Below are 19,386 nucleotides of genomic sequence, written 5' to 3' on the forward strand. Positions count from 1 at the left end.
GCGCGGCGTGGCCACGGGCTACGGGGGCCGGGGCGGAGCCGGGAGCGGCGACCGCCGAGGCACGCTCGCCCACGCTGTGGTCCACGGGCGTCCGGCGGCCGCGCACCGCGCGCCGGCCGGGCGGCTCACCGGGCCCCGCAGCCCAGAAGACGTTTCGAGGCAGATGCACCGTGTTCCTGACGATCAGTACCACCGGTACCCCAGAGCGGCCCGCGACCGAACTCGGCTTTCTGCTGCACAAGCATCCGGACAGGGCGCAGACGTTCTCGACCTCGTACGGCACGGCGCACGTGCTGTACCCCGAGGCGACCGCCGAGCGGTGCACGGCCGCCCTGCTGCTCGAGGTCGACCCGGTGGCGCTGGTCCGGCGGGGCAAGGGCAAGGGGCGCGGCGGCGCCCCCGACGCGGCCCTCGCGCAGTACGTCAACGACCGCCCGTACGCCGCTTCCTCGCTGCTCGCCGTGGCGATCGGCTCCGTCTTCTCCAGCGCGATGAAGGGCCAGTGCAACGCCCGGCCCGAGCTGCCGGCCGAGACCAGGCCGCTGCGCGTCGAGGTGCCCGCGCTGCCCGCGCGCGGTGGCCCTGGCCTGGTCCGGGGGCTCTTCGAACCGCTGGGCTGGACGGTGACGGCCGAGGCGGTGTCGCTCGACGAGCGCTTCCCGGAGTGGGGCGACTCCCGCTACGTACGCCTGGAACTCGTGGCGGAGGGGCTGACGGTCGCCGAAGCCCTGCGCCACCTCTACGTGCTGCTCCCCGTCCTCGACGACGCCAAGCACTACTGGGTGGCGTCCGACGAGGTCGACAAGCTGCTGCGGGCCGGTGAGGGCTGGCTGCAGGACCACCCGGAGCAGAAGCTGATCACCAGTCGCTATCTCTCCCGGCGCTGGTCGCTGACCCGGGAGGCCCTGGAACGGCTCGAACTCGCCCGGCTCGCCGAGACCGACGACATCGCGGTCGAGGAGATCGACAACGCGGTCGACGAGGAGACCGACACCGAGGAGAAGCCGGTGCCGCTCGCCGTGCTGCGCCGGGACGCGATCCTCGCCGCGCTGCACGCCTCCGGCGCGAGCCGGGTCCTCGACCTCGGCTGCGGACAGGGCCAGCTGGTGCAGGCGCTGCTCAAGGACACCCGGTTCACCGAGATCGTCGGGGTCGACGTGTCCATACGCGCGCTCACCATCGCCTCGCGCCGCCTCAAGCTGGACCGCATGGGCGAGCGGCAGGCCGCGCGCGTCCGGCTCGTCCAGGGCTCGCTCGCCTACACCGACCGCCGTCTCAAGGGGTACGACGCCGCCGTGCTCAGCGAGGTGATCGAACACCTCGACCTGCCCCGGCTGCCCGCCCTGGAGTACGCGGTGTTCGGCTCCGCCCGCCCGCGGACCGTCCTCGTGACGACCCCGAACGTCGAGTACAACGTCCGCTGGGAGAGCCTGCCCGCCGGACACTCCCGGCACGGCGACCACCGGTTCGAGTGGACCCGTGAGGAGTTCCGCTCCTGGGCCCGCGAGGTGGCCGGACGGCACGGCTACGACGTGGAGTTCACCCCCGTCGGCCTCGACGACCCCGAGGTCGGTCCGCCCACCCAGATGGCCGTCTTCACCCTGGCCACCGGCACGACCGGCACGACCGGCACGACCGGCACCACCGGCACGACCGGCACCCCGAACGCGAAGGAGGAGAAGGCCGCATGAGCGAGCAGAACGACAAGGGGCGCGTGCTGCCCGTCACCGACCTCTCCCTCGTGGTGCTGATCGGCGCCTCGGGTTCCGGCAAGTCGACCTTCGCCCGGCGGAACTTCAAGCCGACGGAGGTCATCTCCAGCGACTTCTGCCGGGGCCTGGTCGCCGACGACGAGAACGACCAGAGCGCCAGCGGCGACGCCTTCGACGTCCTGCACTACATCGCCGGCAAGCGGCTCGCGGCCGGCCGCCGGACCGTCGTCGACGCCACCAGCGTCCAGCAGGACAGCCGCCGCCAGTTGATCGAACTGGCCAGGAAGTACGACGTGCTGCCCATCGCCATCGTGCTCGACGTGCCCGAGGACGTCTGCGCCGAGCGCAACGCGTCGCGCACCGACCGCGCCGAGATGCCGCGCCGCGTGATCCAGCGCCACACCCGCGAACTGCGGCGCTCGCTGCGCCACCTGGAGCGCGAGGGATTCCGCAAGGTGCACGTCCTGCGCGGGGTGGCGGACGTCGAGAACGCGTCGGTGGTCACCGAGAAGCGGTTCAACGACCTGACCCACCTCACCGGGCCGTTCGACATCGTCGGCGACATCCACGGCTGCGCCTCGGAACTGGAGACCCTGCTCGGCAAGCTCGGTTACGTCGACGGCGTGCACCCCGAGGGCCGTACGGCCGTCTTCGTGGGCGACCTCGTCGACCGCGGCCCGGACTCGCCCGGCGTGCTGCGCCGCGTGATGTCCATGGTCGCCTCGGGCGACGCCCTGTGCGTGCCCGGCAACCACGAGAACAAGCTCGGCCGCCACCTCAAGGGCCGCCAGGTCCAGCACACGCACGGACTCGCCGAGACGATCGAGCAGCTGGGCGAGGAGAGCGAGGAGTTCCGCGCCACGGTACGGGAGTTCATCGACGGACTGGTCAGCCACTACGTCCTCGACGGCGGACGCCTCGTCGTCTGCCACGCCGGCCTGCCCGAGAAGTACCACGGCCGCACCTCGGGCCGGGTGCGCTCGCACGCCCTGTACGGCGACACGACGGGGGAGACCGACGAGTTCGGCCTGCCCGTGCGCTACCCGTGGGCGGAGGACTACCGGGGCCGCGCCGCGGTGGTGTACGGACACACCCCCGTCCCCAACGCCACCTGGCTCAACAACACCATCTGCCTGGACACCGGCGCGGTGTTCGGCGGCAAGCTCAGCGCCCTGCGCTGGCCGGAGCGCGAACTCGTCGACGTACCCGCCGAGCGGGTCTGGTACGAGCCGGCCAAGCCGCTGGCCACCGAGGCGCCGGGCGGTCACGAGGGCCGTCCGCTGGACCTCGCGGACGTGCAGGGCCGCAGGGCCGTCGAGACCCGGCACGCCGGGCGGGTGGCCGTCCGCGAGGAGAACGCGGCGGCGGCCCTGGAGGTCATGAGCCGCTTCGCGGTGGACCCCAGGTTGCTGCCGTACCTGCCTCCGACCATGGCCCCCACCGCCACCTCGCACGTCGAGGGCTACCTGGAGCACCCCGCCGAGGCCTTCGCCCAGTACCAGGAGGACGGGGTCGCGCGGGTCGTGTGCGAGGAGAAGCACATGGGGTCGCGGGCGGTGGCCCTGGTCTGCCGGGACGCGGACGCCGCGCGCGCCCGGTTCGGCGTCGACGGTCCCACCGGCTCGCTGTACACCCGCACCGGCCGCCCCTTCTTCGACGACGCCGCCGTCACCGAGGAGATCCTCGGCCGGGTGCGGGCCGCCGCGACCGAGGCCGGGCTGTGGGAGGAGCTGAACACCGACTGGGTGCTGCTGGACGCCGAGTTGATGCCGTGGTCGCTGAAGGCGTCCGGACTGCTGCGCAGTCAGTACGCCGCTGTCGGCGCCGCGTCCGGTGCGGTGTTCCCCGGTGCGCTCGCCGCGCTCGAAGGGGCGGCGGCGCGGGGCGTCGACGTCACGGACCTGCTCGCACGCCAGCGTGAACGGGCCTCGGACGCACAGGCGTTCACGGACGCGTACCGCCGCTACTGCTGGACCACGGACGGTCTCGAAGGCGTCCGCCTGGCACCGTTCCAGATCCTGGCCGTCCAGGGCCGGAGCCTCGCCGGGCTGCCGCACGACGAGCAACTGGCCCTGATCGACCGGCTCGTGGAGAACGACGGGAGCGGACTGCTGCACACCACCCGGCGGCTCTTCGTCGACACCGGTGACCCGGAGTCGGTGCGGGCCGGTGTCGACTGGTGGCTGGAGATGACCGGCCGCGGCGGCGAGGGCATGGTCGTGAAGCCGGTCGGCGCGGTGGTGCGCGGCGAGAACGGGCGCCTGGTGCAGCCCGGCATCAAGTGCCGGGGCCGCGAGTACCTGCGGATCATCTACGGCCCGGAGTACACCCGCCCCGAGAACCTCGCCCGGCTGCGCGGCCGCTTCCTCAACCACAAGCGGTCCCTGGCCCTCCGCGAGTACGCACTCGGCCTGGAGGCCCTGGACCGCCTGGCCGAGGGCGAGCCCCTCTGGCGCGTCCACGAGGCGGTCTTCGGAGTCCTCTCCCTGGAATCCGAACCGGTGGACCCCCGCCTGTAGCGGGTACACCTTCCTGCCCCGGCCGGGGGAGCCCCGTCAGGGGCGCGGGGAACGGCGCGCCCGGCCCCCACCGGCCGGCCGAACCCCGCACCCCCGGGCGGGGCGCTGTGTTCCGGTCGGGGGTGCCCCGCCAGGGGCGCGGGGAACTGCGCGCCCGGCCCCCACCGGACTGACACCTATGAGCGTCGCCGGAGCCCCGCCAGGGGCGCGGGGAACGGCGCGATCGGCCCCCACCGGGCGGACAGCCGAACTTGCCCCCCACCAGGCGGCCAGCCGAACCTCGCACCCCCCGGGCGGACAGCCGAACCCGCCCCCACCGGGGGCACACGACCGACCCCGGCCGGGGAAAAGCCCGGTCCGGGGCGGCGGGGCCCGGCGGGGTTCGGCACGGCCGGTCGGCGAGGGAGCGAAGCGAACCTAACCGACCAGGCGGAGCCGAACCCCGGCCACACCCACGTGCACCGTCTGGCCCCAGACGAGCTCCACCGCATCCCCCTCCATCCCGTCCCCGAACACGATGAGCCGGTCCGACTCCACCGTGAGGGACAGCTTCCCCGAGGCGGTGAGCTCCCCGGCCACGAGCGAGGTGCCCGTGGCCGGCGACGGCCAGGCCTCGCGGACGAACCAGAGCAGCCGTTCGTCCGTGGGCCCCGGCAGGGGCAGCGCCCCGCCCCGCTCCTGCCACACCGACCGGAGCCAGCCGGTGGCCCCGGTCCCGGTTCCCACCAGCACCCCGGAGGACGCCTGGGACTCGACGGCACCCCCGTACTCGTCGAGCCCCAGCCGATAGCGGGCCGTCTGATGGCCCGCGGCTCCCAGATAGATCTCGTTGAGCGCGACCAGCCGCTGGGTGTCGTCCGCGACCGCCTCGACCATGGTCAGCTCGTCGGCGCCGCCCCCGTGCGCCGAGGCCAGCAGCGCGCCCGCGTCCCCGGGCCGGTGCCGCACCAGCACGCCGGGATTGCGCCCGGGGTCGGCGTCGATCCCCACCACCGGCTGGCCTTCCAGGTACTTGGCGACGTTCGCGACCAGCCCGTCCTGCCCGACCACGACCACCACGTCCTCCGGCGCGAACAGGAAGCGGTCCAGGTCGGAACGCTCCACGCGGGCCTGACGCCAGGTCAGCGGAACGGCCGCGACCACGGCGGCGAGCGCCTCGCGGGAGCGTCGGTGCCGTTCGGCCACCTCCGCGATGTCCCGGCCGCGCGAGGCCAGGAAGAACGCCGCCTGCCCGTGCGTACCGTGACGGGCCGTCAACTCCTCGTACTCGGTCGTCCGGTGGACGAGGACGACCCGGGGGGCGAGACTCACGCCCGGTCCTCGGCGGCCCCGTTGCCCAGCTTGGAGAGCAGCCCGGTGAGGACGTCGGGCGAGACGGTGAGGTTCTCGATCCGCGGCAGGTTCTCCGCGAGCCGGCTCCCGGTCAGGGCGTGCAGCGTGGCGACGTCGACGTCGCCGTGGACCCGCAGCCAGGCCGCCTGCGCCTCGGCCCGCGCCGCGCCGACCTCGCGCTCCGCCTGCGCCTCGGCCCCCGCGAGCCGTACCTTGCGCGTGGCCTCCGCCTCGGCGAGCCGCAGCGACCGGGTGGCCTCGGCCTCCGCGAGCCGGACCGTGCGGGCCGCCTCCGCCCCGGTGCGCACCGCGTCCGCCGCCGCGCGCTCCTCGGCCTCGCGCCGCGCGTTCGTACCCTTCTGCTCGACCAACTGCTCCTCGCGCCGGGCGAGTTCGATCTGGCTGGCGAGTTCGTTCTCGGCGATGGCGCGTTCCCGTTCGACGGCGACCGCCCGGCGTTCGTACGTGGCCTTGTCCGCGTCCTGCTGGATCTGCTCGCGGGCGGGGGTGCGCAGTGCCCGCTCCACCTCGGGCTCCGGGCGCAGCGCGACGACCCGCACCGCGACCACCTCGATGCCGGTGGCGGGCAGCCGGGGTTCAGCGGCGAGGCCCTCCGCGATCCGTTCCCGTACCGCCGCGACACCGTCGACCAGGGCGGACGCCAGTGACGTGCGGGCCAGCACGGCGAGCGCGTGCTGCTGGGCCGTCTCGGTCAGCAGCGACCCCAGCTGCTCCAGCGGGGTGCCGCGCCAGGCGCCGGAGTCGGGGTCTATGGAGAAGTCGATGCGGGAGGCCGCGACCGCGGGGTCGCTGATCCGGTAGGTGACGGTCGCCTGCACGGCGATGTCCTGGAAGTCGGACGTGCGGGCGTGGAAGGTCATCGCCAGCTCACGGTCGTCGACCGGGACCTCGGAGAGGGCCGCGGTCAGCGAGCGGTACCAGAAGCTGAGTCCGGGGCCGTCGTGGACCAGTTGTCCCGACTTGTGGTGCCGGATGTGGGCGGTGGGCGCCCCGCGCAGATGGCGCCAGCCGAGGCGTCGTGTGATGTCGGCCATGAGTACCCCCTCGGCGCCGGGCGGTCCCGGCGGCTCCACGTCCTTCGTTGTCGTCATGGAGACGATAATGAAGAGCGCGCTTATCGTCAAGGGGACGAAATGAATCCGGTGCGATGGAGGGGGCGCTCCCGCCCGAAGAGCCGGGGGGAGCGTGCGCGGAGTCGTGGGGCGGACGGGAATTGTCGGGCGGACCCTGGCGATCCACGGGTGAACACGCGTCCGGATGGTCAGGATGGGGGCATGGGATTCCACGTCGACTCCGAGGCCGGGCGGCTGCGCCGCGTCATCCTGCACCGGCCCGATCTAGAGCTCAAAAGGCTCACCCCCAGCAACAAGGACGCGCTCCTCTTCGACGACGTGCTGTGGGTGCGCCGGGCGCGCGCGGAGCACGACGGGTTCGCCGACGTGCTGCGCGAGCGCGGAGTCGCCGTCCACCTCTTCGGCGACCTGCTCGCCGAGACCCTGGCGATCGGGGCGGCCAGGGCGCTCGTCCTGGACCGGGTCTTCGACGAGAAGGAGTACGGACCGCTCGCCACCGACCACCTCCGGGCCGCCTTCGAGGCCATGCCCGCCACGGAACTGGCGTCCGCTCTGGTCGGCGGCATGACCAAGCGCGAGTTCCTGGACGCGCACGCGGAACCGACCTCCGTGCGCTTCCACGTCATGGACCTCGACGACTTCCTCCTGCGGCCGCTGCCCAATCACCTCTTCACCCGTGACACCTCGGCCTGGATCTACGACGGGGTCTCCATCAACGCCATGCGCTGGCCGGCCCGGCAGCGCGAGACCGTGCACTTCGAGGCGATCTACCGGCACCACCCGCTCTTCCGCGGGGAGGACTTCAACCTCTGGTCGGAGGGGCAGGCGGACTACCCGTCCACCATCGAGGGCGGTGACGTCCTCGTCATCGGCAATGGAGCGGTGCTCATCGGCATGAGCGAGCGGACGACGCCCCAGGCCGTCGAGATGCTCGCCCACAAGCTGTTCGCGGCCGGCTCGGCGCGCACCATCGTGGCGCTCGACATGCCCAAGCGGCGGGCGCTCATGCACCTCGACACCGTGATGACGATGGTCGACGGCGACATCTTCACCCAGTACGCGGGGCTCGGCATGCTCCGCTCGTACACCATCGAGCCGGGCGTGGGCGACAAGGAGCTGAAGGTCACCGACCATCCTCCGGAGCACATGCACCGCGCCATCGCCGCGGCGCTCGGCCTGAACGAGATCCGGGTGCTGACCGCCACGCAGGACGTGCACGCGGCCGAGCGGGAGCAGTGGGACGACGGCTGCAACGTCCTCGCCGTCGAGCCGGGCGTCGTCGTCGCCTACGAGCGCAACGCCACCACCAACACCCATCTGCGCAAGCAGGGCATCGAGGTGATCGAGATCCCGGGCAGCGAGCTGGGCCGGGGCAGGGGCGGCCCGCGCTGCATGAGCTGCCCCGTCGAGCGCGACCCCGTGTAGGGGCCGCGCCGGAGTTCTCGCCGGAGTCACGTCCGGGCTCCGGGGGGTGCTTCGTGCCGGGCCGCCCGTGGAAACGATGGGGGAGCCGACGCGTGGAGCGGACGCATGGAGCCGACGCGCGAGTCGAACAACTGGCCGCATATAAATGCTGGGCGTCGTATAGAATTCCAGGAGTTCGGTCCCGTCCTCATCCCCGTCATCCCTGGAGCGCCCCATGGCGACAGTCCCGACCGCCCTCGCCGGCCGTCACTTCCTCAAGGAGCTGGACTTCACGGAGGAGGAGTTCCTCGGCCTGGTCGAGCTGGCCGCCGGGCTCAAGGCGGCCAAGAGGGCCGGGGCGGAGACCCGGTATCTGCAGGGCAGGAGCATCGCGCTGATCTTCGAGAAGACCTCGACGCGCACCCGCTGCGCCTTCGAGGTCGCGGCCGCGGACCAGGGCGCCTCGACGACGTACCTGGACCCGTCCGGTTCCCAGATCGGCCACAAGGAGTCGGTGAAGGACACCGCCCGCGTGCTCGGCCGCATGTTCGACGCCATCGAGTACCGCGGCGACAGCCAGGCCGCGGTGGAGGAACTGGCCGCCCACGCCGGAGTGCCGGTCTACAACGGCCTCACGGACGACTGGCACCCCACCCAGATGCTGGCCGACGTCCTCACGATGACCGAGCACTGCGCCAGGCCGGTCGGCGAGATCGCCTTCGCCTACCTGGGTGACGCCCGCTTCAACATGGGCAACTCGTACCTGATCACCGGCGCCCTGCTCGGCATGGACGTGCGGATCGTGGCCCCGAAGGCCTACTGGCCGGCCGACGAGATCGTCGAGCGGGCCCGCGAACTCGCCGGGAGGAACGGCGGCCGCGTCACCCTCACCGAGCAGGTGGACGAGGGGGTGGAGGGGGCCGACTTCGTGGCCACCGACGTCTGGGTCTCCATGGGGGAGCCCAAGGAGGTGTGGGCCGAGCGCATCGCGGCCCTCGTCCCGTACGCCGTGACCATGGACGTGCTGCGTGCCACCGGGAACCCGGACGTGAAGTTCCTGCACTGCCTGCCGGCCTTCCACGACCTCGGCACCCGGGTCGGCCGTGAGCTGTACGAGGTGCACGGACTCGACTCGCTCGAGGTCACCGACGAGGTCTTCGAGTCGGCGCACTCCGTCGTCTTCGACCAGGCCGAGAACCGGCTGCACACCATCAAGGCGGTCATGGTCGCCACGCTGGCCTGACCGCGCCGGACGTCCGGACGGGCCGCTACAGCACCGGCTGCCGCTGGCCGGGAATCACCGGCAGCCGGAACCAGACCGCCTTGCCCGAGTCGGTGGGGCGGTGCCCGCAGGCCGAGCTGAGGGCCCGGAGCAGCAGCAGGCCGCGCCCGTGCTCCTGCCAGGGGTCCGGCGGCTCGCCGGGCGGGTGCGGCAGGGCGAGGTCCAGGGGCGGCGCCGGGTCCGGGTCGTGCACCTCGACCCGGCAGCCGGTCGGCATCAGTTCCACGACCAGCTCTATCGGTCCGTCGCCCGCGGTGTGCTCGACGGCGTTGGCGACCAGCTCCGCGGTGAGCAGCTCGGCGGTGTCGCTGTCGGCCGCGTGCTCGCGTTCCGCGAGCGCCCTGCGGACCAGGGCGCGGGCCACCGGCACGGCCGCGAAGGTGTGCGGCAGCGCGATGCGCCAGAAGGCGGGTGCTGGGGTGTCGTGCAAGGCGGATCCGTTCATGGAGCAGGGCGTCCTGCTTACAACCTTAGGAATGGTACGGCGCTGTCCGGGGAACGCGCGCGGTGGGCTTTCTCTGGACATCGGCCGATGTGTCCCGGGGCGGCCGAGGCCTCTTTCCGGGACGTTCGGTCCGATACGGGCTGTGTACCCGGACGAACGGTCCCCCTCCCGCGTCCGCTCCCGCTGTTACACGGCTGTCGACGACCGGTGACGCGGTGACGGACCGCGTCTCGCCCGCGGCCGCCCCTTCACTTTCTGTGGCCGCACCCTCACCGCACGCGCCCGCCGCTTCACGACTCACAGCCATCGCGTCGCTCCGTGTCACCTCGCGCCGCGTCGCGCCCCGCCGCCCCGGGAAGCGGCTCGATCGCCGACGCCAGGACGGCGCGATCGCCCTATCGCGCACTCGTGACGACAGTCACGAATCGGTGATAACTTGGTGAGACAGCCGCATCGCGTCGCCCCCGTGCTAGGAGGCCGCCCGCCATGAGTCCCTTCACCGGCTCCGCCGGCCGCACCCCCGACTGGCAGCATCTGAGGTACGAGCTCACCGACGGCGTCGCCACGGTCACCCTGACCCGTCCCGAGAAGCTCAACGCGCTCACCTTCGGCGCCTACGCCGACCTGCGCGACCTGCTCGCCGAGCTGTCCCGCGAGCGGTCCGTGCGAGCCCTGGTGCTCGCCGGCGAGGGCCGCGGATTCTGCTCCGGCGGCGACGTCGACGAGATCATCGGCGCGACCCTCTCCCTGGACACCGCCCAGCTCCTCGACTTCAACCGGATGACCGGGCAGGTCGTCAGGGCGGTACGGGAATGCCCGTTCCCGGTGATCGCGGCGGTGCACGGGGTGGCGGCGGGCGCCGGAGCCGTGCTGGCGCTGGCCGCGGACTTCCGGGTGGCCGACCCGAGCGCCCGCTTCGCCTTCCTCTTCACCCGGGTCGGGCTGTCCGGCGGCGACATGGGCGCGGCCTACCTGCTGCCCCGCGTGGTCGGGCTCGGCCACGCGACCCGGCTGCTGATGCTCGGCGAACCGGTGCGCGCGCCCGAGGCCGAGCGCATCGGACTGATCAGCGAACTCACCGACGAGGGGCACGCCGACGAGGGCGCCCAGGCGCTGGCCCGCCGTCTCGCCGACGGCCCGGCCCTGGCGTACGCCCAGACCAAGGCGCTGCTCACCGCCGAACTGGACATGCCGCTCGCGGCCGCCGTCGAACTGGACGCCGCGACCCAGGCCCTGCTCATGAACGGCGAGGACTACACGGAGTTCCACGCGGCCTTCACGGAGAAGCGGGCCCCGAAGTGGCGGGGGAGGTGAGCCCGGGATGCGCGTGAACGCCGGCGCGAGGCGGGTCGCGGTGATCGGCGGGGGCCCCGGAGGCCTCTACGCCGCCGCCCTCCTCAAGCGCCTGGACCCGGAGCGCGAGATCACCGTCTGGGAACGCAACGCGCCCGACGACACCTTCGGCTTCGGCGTCGTCCTGTCCGACGAGACCCTGGGCGGCATCGAGCACGCCGACCCGGTCGTGTACGCGGCGCTCCAGGCCGAGTTCGTCCGCTGGGACGACATCGACATCGTGCACCGCGGAGTGCGGCACACCTCCGGCGGCCACGGCTTCGCCGCGCTCGGACGGCGCCGGCTCCTGGAGATCCTGCACGAACGCTGCCGCTCGCTCGGCGTCGACCTGCGCTTCACGGCCGAGGCCCCGCCCGTGGACGAACTGACGGCGGCGTACGACCTCGTGGTCGCCGCCGACGGCGTGCACAGCCTCACCCGCGCGGCCCGCGCGGAGGTGTTCCGGCCGTCCGTCGAGGAGCACCGCTGCCGCTACATCTGGCTCGCCGCCGACTTCGCCTTCGACGCCTTCCGCTTCGAGATCGCCGAGACCGAACACGGCGTGATGCAGCTGCACGGCTATCCGTACGCGGCCGACGCCTCCACCGTCATCATCGAGATGCGCGAAGAGGTGTGGCGCGCCTCTGGGTTCGCGGACCTCGACGAGGCGGAGTCCGTCGAGCGGTGCGGCAAGATCTTCACGGACGCGCTCGGCGGACGCCCGCTGCGCTCCAACCGATCGGCGTGGACGACGTTCCGGACGATCGTCAACGACCGCTGGTCGCACGGCAATCTGGTGCTGCTCGGCGACGCGGCGCACACCGCCCACTTCTCCATCGGCTCCGGCACCAAGCTCGCCGTCGAGGACGCGCTCGCACTGGCCGCCTGCCTGGAGGAACGGCCCACCCTGGAGGAGGCGCTGGCCGCGTACGAGGAGGAGCGGCGCCCGGTCGTCGCCTCCACCCAGCGGGCCGCCCGCGCCAGCCTCGACTGGTTCGAGGACCTCGGCCGCTATCTCGGCCAGCCCACACGGCAGTTCGCGTTCAACCTGCTCACCCGCAGCCGCCGCGTCACCCACGACAACCTGCGGCTGCGCGACCCGCGTTTCGTGGCCGCGGTCGAGCGCGAGTTCCGCTGCCCGCCCGGCACCCCGCCCATGTTCACCCCGTTCCGGCTGCGCGGCCTGACCCTGCGCAACCGGGTCGTCGTCTCACCGATGGACATGTACTCGGCCGTGGACGGCGTGCCCGGCGACTTCCACCTCGTCCACCTGGGCGCACGGGCCCTGGGCGGCGCGGGACTGGTGATGACCGAGATGGTGTGCGTCAGCGCGGAGGGCCGCATCACGCCCGGCTGCGCGGGCCTCTACACCGCCCGTCAGGCCGAGTCCTGGCGGCGGATCGTGGATTTCACGCACCGTCAGGCACCGGGCGCCGCGATCGGCCTCCAGCTCGGCCACTCCGGCCGCAAGGGGTCCACGCGGCTGATGTGGGAGGGCATCGACGAACCCCTGCCGGACGGCAACTGGCCCCTCGTGGCCGCCTCCCCGCTCCCGTACAAGCCGGGCAGCCAGACCCCCCGCGAGCTCTCGCGCGCCCAGCTCACCGATCTGCGCGAGCAGTTCACCGCGGCCGCCTGCCGCGGGGCCCGCTGCGGTTTCGACCTCCTAGAACTGCACTGCGCCCACGGCTACCTGCTCTCCGGCTTCCTCTCCCCGTTGACCAACCGGCGCACCGACGCCTACGGCGGATCGCTGGAGAAGCGGCTGCGCTTCCCGCTCGAGGTGTTCGACGCGGTACGGGCGGTGTGGCCCGCCGAGCGGCCGATGACCGTCCGCATCTCCGCCACCGACTGGGCCGAGGGCGGCACCACCGGGGACGACGCGGTCGCGATCGCGCGGGCCTTCGCCGCGCACGGCGCCGACGCGGTGGACGTGTCGACCGGCCAGGTGGTGGCGGACGAGCGGCCCGAGTACGGCCGCTCCTACCAGACGCCGTACGCGGACCGGATCCGGCACGAGACCGGACTCCCGGTGATCGCCGTCGGCGCGATCTCCTCCTGGGACGACGTCAACTCCCTGATCCTGGCCGGGCGCACCGACCTGTGCGCGCTCGCCAGACCGCATCTGTACGACCCGAACTGGACCCTGCACGCGGCGGCCGAACAGGGCTACGAGGGACCGGGCGCCGACTGGCCGATGCCCTACCGCGCGGGCAGCCGCCGCCCGCAGACCGGTCGCACCGACGCACCCAAACCCCGCCTCACGCTGGGAACTTGAGCGGGTCCGGGGTCAGGACCAGGCGGGCACCCCGGCGAACTCCGCGCCCGCGTCGCGCAGTCGCTCGTGGAGCGCCCGGAAGACGGTGGCCGAGCGGGCGCCGGGCCAGTTCCCGGGGAGCAGGGCCGCGGGCAACCCCGGGTCGGTGTAGGGGAGATGGCGCCAGGAGTCGAGAGCGAGCAGATAGTCGCGGTAGGCCTCCTCCGGCGGGGTGTCCGTCCGCTCCTCCCAGGCGTGCAGCACCCGCGCGTGCCGGCCGAGGAACGCCTCGTGCTCCCCGGCGATCGCGGTCAGGTCCCACCAGCGCGCCACCGCGTCGACGGTCGCGGCGAACCCCAGGTGCTCGCCGCGGAACAGCTCCACGTACGTGTCGAGCCGCAGCCGTTCCAGGGTGTGCCGGGTCTCCTCGTACAGCCGTGCCGGGGCGATCCACACGCCGGGAGCGGCCGTGCCGAAGCCGAGACCGGCCAGCCGGGAGCGCAGGACGTGCCGCTTCTGCCGCTCCGACTCGGGCACGGAGAAGACGGCGAGCACCCAGCCCTCGTCCTTCGGGGGCGTCGTCGCGTACACCCTGCGGTCGCCGTCGTCGAGCAACTGCCGGGCGTCCGGCGACAACGCGTATCCGGCCGCGCCCGCCGGCGTGCGCGCCGGCTCCAGCAGTCCGCGGCGCTTGAGCCGGGACACGGAGGAACGCACCGAGGGCGCGTCGACGCCGACCGCGGCGAGGAGCCGGATCAGTTCGGCCACCGGCACCGGGCCGGGCGTGAAGCGGCCGTAGGCGCCGTAGAAGGTGACGATGAGGGACCGGGGGGTGTGGTGCTCTGACACGTTGATCACTCTAGTGCGCCAAGATCACTTGGGATCGCCGCTCGCGGGCGAGCCGTCCCCGGGAGCGAGGGCCGGCTCCTCGGACACGGAGGCAGGCTCCTCGGGCACGGGGGCCGGCGGAGCGGCGGTGCCGCCGCCGGAAGGGGGCTCCTCCCGCAGTCTGAACCGCTGGAGCTTGCCCGTGGCGGTCCGTGGCAGCGCGTCCAGGAAGACGATCTCGCGGGGGCACTTGTACGGCGCCAGCTCGGACTTGAGGAAGGCGCGCAGCGCCTCCGCGTCCCGCCGGGCGCCCTCCTTGAGCACGGTGTAGGCCACCGCGATCTGCCCGCGCGCCTCGTCGGCCCGCCCCACGACGGCCGTCTCCAGGACGTCCGGGTGCCGCAGCAGCGCGTCCTCGACCTCGGGGCCCGCGATGTTGTACCCCGCAGAGATGATCATGTCGTCGGCGCGGGCCACGTAGCGGAAGTAGCCGTCGGGGTCGCGCACATAGGTGTCGCCGGTGATGTTCCAGCCGCCGCGCACGTACTCCCGCTGCCGGGGGTCGGCGAGGTACCGGCAGCCGACCGGACCGCGCACGGCGAGCAGACCGGGCTCGCCGTCCGGCACCGGCGTCCCCCCTGCGTCGACCACCCGCGCCTGCCAGCCCGGCACGGGCACGCCCGTCGCGCCCGGGCGGATGTCGTCGTCGGCGGCGGAGATGAAGATGTGCAGCAGCTCGGTGGCGCCGATGCCGTTGATGATGCCGAGCCCGGTGCGCTCCCGCCAGTCCCGCCAGGTCGCGGCGGGCAGGTTCTCGCCCGCGGACACGCAGCGCCGCAGCGACCCGATGTCGTGCCCGGACTCCGCGAGTTCCGCGAGCATCGCCCGGTAGGCGGTCGGCGCGGTGAACAGCACGGAGACCCGGTGCTCGGCGATCGCGGGCAGCATCTGCCGGGGCCCCGCCTGTTCGAGCAGCAGGGAGCAGGCGCCGGCGCGCAGCGGGAAGACCACGAGACCGCCGAGCCCGAAGGTGAACCCCAGGGGAGGACTGCCCGCGAAGACGTCGTCCTCGTGGGGCCGCAGCACGTGCTCGGAGAAGGTGTCCGCGATCGCCAGCACGTCACGGTGGAAGTGCATGCAGCCCTTGGGCCGGCCGGTGGTGCCCGAGGTGAACGCGATCAGCGCCACGTCGTCGGCGGCCGTGTCCACCGCCTCGAAGGGCTCGTCGGGGGCGCCGGTGATCCGCAGCAGCAGATCGCCGGGCCCGTCACCGCCGTACGTCGTGACGCGCAGCCCGGGGACCTCCGCCTTGACCAGGTCGTCGACCGAGCGGACGTCGCACAGCGCGTGCGTCACCCGCGCGATCGAGCACATCGTGCCCAGCTCGTGCGGCCGCTGCTGCGCGAGCACCGTGACGGCGACCGCGCCCGCCTTCAGCACCGCCAGCCAGCAGGCCGCCAGCCAGGGGGTCGTCGGACCGCGCAGCAGCACCCGGTTGCCCGGGACGACACCCAGCTCGCCGGTCAGCACATGGGCGATCCGGTCGACCCGGGCGCGCAGCTGCCCGTACGTCCACGGCGGGCCGGAGGGGGTGCGGAACACCGGACGTCCGGCGTCGGTGCCCGCGAGGAGCTCGGCGGCGCAGTTGAGCCGGGCGGGGTAGCGCAGCCCGGGCAGGTCGAAACGGAGCTCGGGCCACTGGTCGGGAGGCGGGAGGTGGTCGCGCGCGAAGGTGTCGACGTGGGCCGAGCGGGCCGGCTCCGGGGTGTCTTCGGGATCCAGGGGATCCACAAGGTCCATGGCGTCTCGCCCCCTTGCCTTGGTGGGCCGCCCGGTGGGCGTCGTGGTGGGCTCGCACAAGGAGCGTATCGTGTTGGTGACGACAGTCAACGGTTCGCGATAACGTGGGTGGCGTCCGATGGGGAGAGGGGACGGGCAATGACCGCATTCTCGCTCGATCCGGGGCAGACCGCCTGGTGTGCCGAGCTGCGCGCGCTGGCCGCGCGGCAGCTGCGCCCCCTGGCCGACAAGGGCGAGCCGGGCCACGTCAACCGCCCGCTCGTCGCCGCACTCGGCCGGCTCGGCCTGCTCTCCCGCCTGTTCTCCTCGGGCGCCCTCGACCTCTGCCTGATGCGCGAGTCCCTGGCCCAGGTCTGCACCGAGGCCGAGACGGCGCTGGCCCTCCAGGGACTCGGCGCCCACCCCGTCCACGCGTACGGCACCGCGGCCCAGCGCGCGCACTGGCTGCCCCGGGTCACGGACGGCGACGCGGTGGCCGCCTTCGCGCTGAGCGAGCCCGGCGCGGGCTCGGACGCCACCGCGCTGGAGCTGCGGGCGGACGAGGACGGCACCGGCGGCTGGCGGCTCACCGGCGAGAAGTGCTGGATCTCCAACGCCCCCGGGGCCGACCTCTACACCGTCTTCGCGCGCACCACGCCCGGCGCCGGAGCCCGCGGGGTCACCGCCTTCCTCGTCCCCGCCGACCGCCCCGGCCTCACCGGCACCCCCCTCGACATGCTCTCCCCGCACCCCATCGGCGCCCTCGCCTTCGACGCCGTACCCGTCACGGCGGACGACGTCCTCGGCGAGCGGGGCCACGGCTTCCGGGTCGCCATGGACACCCTCAACCTCTTCCGGCCGAGCGTGGGCGCCTTCGCCGTCGGCATGGCACAGGCCGCACTGGACGCCACCCTCGCGCACACGGCCCGGCGCGAGGCGTTCGGCGGCCCGCTGAAGGACCTGCAGACCGTGGCCCACCAGGTCGCCGAGATGGCGCTGCGCACCGAGGCGGCCCGCCTGATGGTGTACGCGGCCGCGGCGGCGTACGACGAGGGGGCGCAGGACGTGCCCCGGCGGGCGGCGATGGCGAAGCTGCTCGCGACCGAGACCGCCCAGTACGTCGTCGACGCGGCCGTCCAGCTGCACGGCGCCCGCGCCCTGCGCCGGGGCCACCTGCTCGAACACCTCTACCGCGAGGTGCGCGCGCCGCGTATCTACGAGGGCGCCAGCGAGGTCCAACGGGCCATCATCGCCAAGGAGTCGTACCGGTCGGCCGAGCGCCGGGAAGGCAAGGTGTCCCTGTGACCGCCGAGCGCGTCAACCCGCCGGAGCTCTCCCCGGCGGCCGGCTTCTCCCACGCCGTCGTCGCCACCGGCTCCCGGGTCGTCTTCCTGGCCGGACAGACCGCGCTGGACGTGGACGGGAAGGTGGTGGGCGAGACCCTGCCCCAGCAGTTCGAGCGGGCGCTGGCCAATCTGCTGACCGCGCTGCGCGCGGCGGGCGGCACTCCCGCGGACCTCGCCCGGGTCACGGTCTACGCCACGGACGTCGCCGACTACCGCGCCCACGCCGCCGAACTGGGCCGCATCTGGCGCCGGTCGGCGGGCCGCGACTACCCCGCGATGGCCGTCATCGGCGCCGTGCGCCTGTGGGACGAACAGGCGCTGGTCGAACTCGACGGCTTCGCCGTGCTGGCGTAGGACCGCGGGGCGGGCGGAGTTCAGGAAGCCGCGGGCCGGGCCGGGTTCAGGCCGCGACGGCCAGCCGGTCGGCGAACACCCGGTGCGGAGCGATCACGCTGCCGTCGGGGAGCAGTTCCCCGCTGTCGTCGAAGACGATCGCGCCGTTGCACAGGAGGTTCCAGCCCTGCTCGGGGTGGGCCGAGACGATGTGCGCGGCGGTGTCCGCGGACGGGCACGAAGACCGGTGTGAACACATGGTGCACCTCCACCTGGGATGCGAAGAGTGTCGGCGGCGCTGTCGTCGCCCTCGCATGTACAGAAGATGCGCCCACGGAGAACCGAACGGAACACCCGGCCGGGAAGCGTGACAACACGAGGACAACTCTCGGACGCCCCCGGGACGGACGGTTTCGACCGGCCGCGAGGGAGAGGTGACAAATCGCCACCAAAGGGGTGATGGTCACCGTTCTCGGGACCTTGGACCGGTACCTGTTGAGCACCCTTTGCAGATCCCCGCTCCAGGAGGTACCCCATGTCGTTCCGCCAGGCCGCCGGCGCGGCCGCCGCCGGCGCCGCGCTGCTCCTGCTCCTCGCCCCGTCCGCCGCCGCCCTGTCCGCCCCGTCCGGCGAGATCACCGTCGACCCCACCGTCACGGTCGCCGCCGACGGCACCATCACCCTTTCCGGCACCTACCGCTGCACGGACGCCGCCGGACCCGTGTTCGTGTCCTCCACGGTGACCCAGGGCGATCCCTCGGTCAGCCACCCCATCGGCGGCTCCTCGGCGGTCTGCGACGGCGCGGAGCACCGCTGGAGCAACGCGGAGAAGAACGCGCCCCACACCCTCGTCCCGGGCCCGGCGCAGGTCGAGGCCACGGTGTTCGACCTCAGCGCCACCGGCCTCCCCCTGCCCACGATCCACGCCACCCGGAAGCAGGACATCACCGTCGTACAGAACTGAACGAACGCGAGGAGGGGCCGCCGACGACACGAACCGGCGGCCCCTCCTCGCGCCGGTCCGCCCTACGAGTGACCCGGGCATCCCGAAAGCCCTCGATGCTCGACCGGAGACAGGGACGAAGACTCACAGGACGCACTCCGCCCGCACCGTCTTTCCGGGCCCCTTCGTACGTGGCACGGTGCCCCACCGGTCGGCCACCGCGGCCACGACCATCAGCCCGCGACCGGACTCGGTGTCGCCGGAAGGCTCGCGCGGGGACAGCGGGGGCACGCGCTCCGCACGGGAGTCGGAGACCTCCAGGCGCACCAGCCCAGCCGTGGCGACGAGCCGCACCTCGAAGTCGCGGCCCGGTACGCGTCCATGGCGCACCGCGTTGGTGACGAGCTCGGCCGCGACGAGGGTCAGGGCCTCGTTGGCGGGTGAGTCGTAGGCGTACCCCCAGACGTCGAGCCGGTGCGACACCAGGCGCCGGGCGAGACGCGCCCCGCGCGGTGTGGAGCTGAAGCGCATCACGAACTCACGTGAGCCGGTGGGGATCTCCGGGAGGCCCGAGGCCGGGAGTGCCGTCCCGGTCGGCGAGGACTCGCTGTTCATGACTCCCACGCTGCCGTGGCCACCGCACCGGCGCACAGGTCCGACGCGCCTACAGCGGCGGGGTGTGGGCGGGGCCGCGTCTCCTGTACGCGGCGTACGCGGCGCGGCCCGTGACGGCCGGGGCGCTCATCCGGCATCCGGCCACCCCGGGACGACCGCGCACGT

Annotated in this window: 16 protein-coding genes; 9 read left to right on the forward strand and 7 right to left on the reverse strand. The window is 73.2% G+C overall.

Going from position 1 to position 19,386, the window contains the following annotated elements; genetic code table 11:
* Nucleotides 1-170 precede the first annotated feature (170 nt).
* Together ACICHK_RS29955 and ACICHK_RS29960 are read left to right on the forward strand one after the other, a co-directional pair.
* Nucleotides 171-1,691: a 3' terminal RNA ribose 2'-O-methyltransferase Hen1 gene (locus ACICHK_RS29955; RefSeq protein ID WP_406839288.1), complete on the forward strand. Its 1,521-nt coding sequence runs from the start codon at nucleotides 171-173 to the stop codon at nucleotides 1,689-1,691.
* Entirely contained in the window at nucleotides 1,688-4,231 is a 2,544-nt protein-coding gene (locus ACICHK_RS29960) for a polynucleotide kinase-phosphatase (RefSeq protein ID WP_406839289.1), read from the forward strand. The genes ACICHK_RS29955 and ACICHK_RS29960 overlap by 4 nt, the downstream gene beginning before the upstream one ends.
* Before the next feature lie 417 nt (nucleotides 4,232-4,648).
* On the opposite strand, the gene ACICHK_RS29965 is transcribed toward ACICHK_RS29960, so the two are convergent.
* Together ACICHK_RS29965 and ACICHK_RS29970 are read right to left on the reverse strand one after the other, a co-directional pair.
* Nucleotides 4,649-5,542, reverse strand: coding sequence for a hypothetical protein (locus ACICHK_RS29965; protein ID WP_151468658.1), 894 nt, complete (start codon nucleotides 5,540-5,542; stop codon nucleotides 4,649-4,651).
* Entirely contained in the window at nucleotides 5,539-6,618 is a 1,080-nt protein-coding gene (locus ACICHK_RS29970) for an SPFH domain-containing protein (protein WP_406841351.1), read from the reverse strand. The genes ACICHK_RS29965 and ACICHK_RS29970 overlap by 4 nt, the downstream gene beginning before the upstream one ends.
* Nucleotides 6,619-6,858: 240 nt before the next feature.
* Here ACICHK_RS29970 and ACICHK_RS29975 point away from each other — a divergent pair, with 240 nt between their 5' ends.
* Entirely contained in the window at nucleotides 6,859-8,082 is a 1,224-nt protein-coding gene (locus tag ACICHK_RS29975; protein WP_192582332.1) for an arginine deiminase, read from the forward strand.
* 214 nt (nucleotides 8,083-8,296) lie between these two features.
* Complete coding sequence (gene argF, locus ACICHK_RS29980) at nucleotides 8,297-9,304, forward strand: ornithine carbamoyltransferase (RefSeq protein ID WP_406839290.1); 1,008 nt, start codon at nucleotides 8,297-8,299, stop codon at nucleotides 9,302-9,304.
* Between the two features lie 25 nt (nucleotides 9,305-9,329).
* Here argF and ACICHK_RS29985 read toward each other — a convergent pair whose 3' ends face one another.
* Nucleotides 9,330-9,788: an ATP-binding protein gene (locus ACICHK_RS29985; RefSeq protein WP_151468655.1), complete on the reverse strand. Its 459-nt coding sequence runs from the start codon at nucleotides 9,786-9,788 to the stop codon at nucleotides 9,330-9,332.
* 486 nt (nucleotides 9,789-10,274) lie between these two features.
* Here ACICHK_RS29985 and ACICHK_RS29990 point away from each other — a divergent pair, with 486 nt between their 5' ends.
* Nucleotides 10,275-11,102 (forward strand): enoyl-CoA hydratase family protein, encoded by an 828-nt coding sequence (locus ACICHK_RS29990; RefSeq protein WP_151468654.1) that lies wholly within the window; start codon nucleotides 10,275-10,277, stop codon nucleotides 11,100-11,102.
* Between the two features lie 7 nt (nucleotides 11,103-11,109).
* The gene (locus ACICHK_RS29995; RefSeq protein ID WP_406839291.1) at nucleotides 11,110-13,398 is read left to right on the forward strand and encodes a bifunctional salicylyl-CoA 5-hydroxylase/oxidoreductase; all 2,289 of its coding nucleotides are present in this window, start codon (nucleotides 11,110-11,112) and stop codon (nucleotides 13,396-13,398) included.
* A gap of 12 nt (nucleotides 13,399-13,410) precedes the next feature.
* Here the strand turns inward: ACICHK_RS29995 and ACICHK_RS30000 are convergent, their stop codons facing one another.
* Together ACICHK_RS30000 and ACICHK_RS30005 are read right to left on the reverse strand one after the other, a co-directional pair.
* Nucleotides 13,411-14,235: a PaaX family transcriptional regulator C-terminal domain-containing protein gene (locus ACICHK_RS30000; protein ID WP_406839292.1), complete on the reverse strand. Its 825-nt coding sequence runs from the start codon at nucleotides 14,233-14,235 to the stop codon at nucleotides 13,411-13,413.
* 15 nt (nucleotides 14,236-14,250) lie between these two features.
* A complete protein-coding gene (locus ACICHK_RS30005) occupies nucleotides 14,251-16,005 on the reverse strand; it encodes an AMP-binding protein (protein WP_406839293.1) in 1,755 nt (584 codons plus the stop codon).
* Between the two features lie 138 nt (nucleotides 16,006-16,143).
* Here ACICHK_RS30005 and ACICHK_RS30010 point away from each other — a divergent pair, with 138 nt between their 5' ends.
* On the forward strand, nucleotides 16,144-17,289 hold the full coding sequence (locus ACICHK_RS30010; protein WP_406839294.1) for an acyl-CoA dehydrogenase family protein: 1,146 nt from the start codon (nucleotides 16,144-16,146) through the stop codon (nucleotides 17,287-17,289).
* The gene (locus ACICHK_RS30015) at nucleotides 17,286-17,684 is read left to right on the forward strand and encodes a RidA family protein (RefSeq protein WP_151468649.1); all 399 of its coding nucleotides are present in this window, start codon (nucleotides 17,286-17,288) and stop codon (nucleotides 17,682-17,684) included. The genes ACICHK_RS30010 and ACICHK_RS30015 overlap by 4 nt, the downstream gene beginning before the upstream one ends.
* Before the next feature lie 46 nt (nucleotides 17,685-17,730).
* Here the strand turns inward: ACICHK_RS30015 and ACICHK_RS30020 are convergent, their stop codons facing one another.
* On the reverse strand, nucleotides 17,731-17,922 hold the full coding sequence (locus tag ACICHK_RS30020) for a DUF5999 family protein (RefSeq protein WP_406839295.1): 192 nt from the start codon (nucleotides 17,920-17,922) through the stop codon (nucleotides 17,731-17,733).
* 276 nt (nucleotides 17,923-18,198) lie between these two features.
* Between ACICHK_RS30020 and ACICHK_RS30025 the strand changes: the two genes are divergently transcribed.
* Nucleotides 18,199-18,627 (forward strand): DUF6299 family protein, encoded by a 429-nt coding sequence (locus ACICHK_RS30025; RefSeq protein WP_406839296.1) that lies wholly within the window; start codon nucleotides 18,199-18,201, stop codon nucleotides 18,625-18,627.
* Between the two features lie 123 nt (nucleotides 18,628-18,750).
* On the opposite strand, the gene ACICHK_RS30030 is transcribed toward ACICHK_RS30025, so the two are convergent.
* Nucleotides 18,751-19,221: an ATP-binding protein gene (locus ACICHK_RS30030; RefSeq protein WP_406839297.1), complete on the reverse strand. Its 471-nt coding sequence runs from the start codon at nucleotides 19,219-19,221 to the stop codon at nucleotides 18,751-18,753.
* Between the last annotated feature and the right edge of the window lie 165 nt (nucleotides 19,222-19,386).

Source organism: Streptomyces sp. AHU1 (assembly GCF_045343905.1).
In the GTDB taxonomy this organism is placed as follows: Bacteria; Actinomycetota; Actinomycetes; order Streptomycetales; family Streptomycetaceae; genus Streptomyces; species Streptomyces triticiradicis.